The organism is Cohnella baijiui, assembly GCF_020731285.1.
In the GTDB taxonomy this organism is placed as follows: Bacteria; Bacillota; Bacilli; order Paenibacillales; family Paenibacillaceae; genus Cohnella.
In genome coordinates this window covers 1-330 of sequence record NZ_JAJFOW010000176.1, presented here as the reverse complement: position 1 = coordinate 330, position 330 = coordinate 1, and the positions used below count along the sequence as shown (strand labels likewise).

At 48.2% G+C, this 330-nt stretch carries 1 protein-coding gene; it reads left to right on the top strand.

What is annotated here, in order from left to right:
• A partial coding sequence (locus LKX83_RS32200) for a trypsin-like peptidase domain-containing protein (RefSeq protein ID WP_227887340.1) occupies nt 1-330 on the top strand: 330 nt, incomplete at both ends.

The window sequence follows — 330 nt, the reverse complement described above, 5'->3', positions numbered from 1 at the left end:
AGGCTTTCGATATTAAGTCGTATGGCAAGCCGATTGGGGAGGGGAAGGATGTAGCCATCCTCAAAATTAATGCAAAAGATTTGCCGACGATCTCTGTAGATGATACGGATGGCGACGGAAGTGCAGTTTCTTCTGCCATTCAGTTTGCCGGATATCCCGGTAAAGCGGATTTAGGCGGGTTTCTCGATGAGAGGAGCCAGTTAGAAGCTACGTATTCTACCGGCACGATTTCTGTTTCCCAAAAAATAATGAAAAACGGAGCACCTGTCATTCAGTTGAACGCGAATCTGAATCCGGGTAACTCCGGAGGACCCGTGCTCTCAGAGAGTG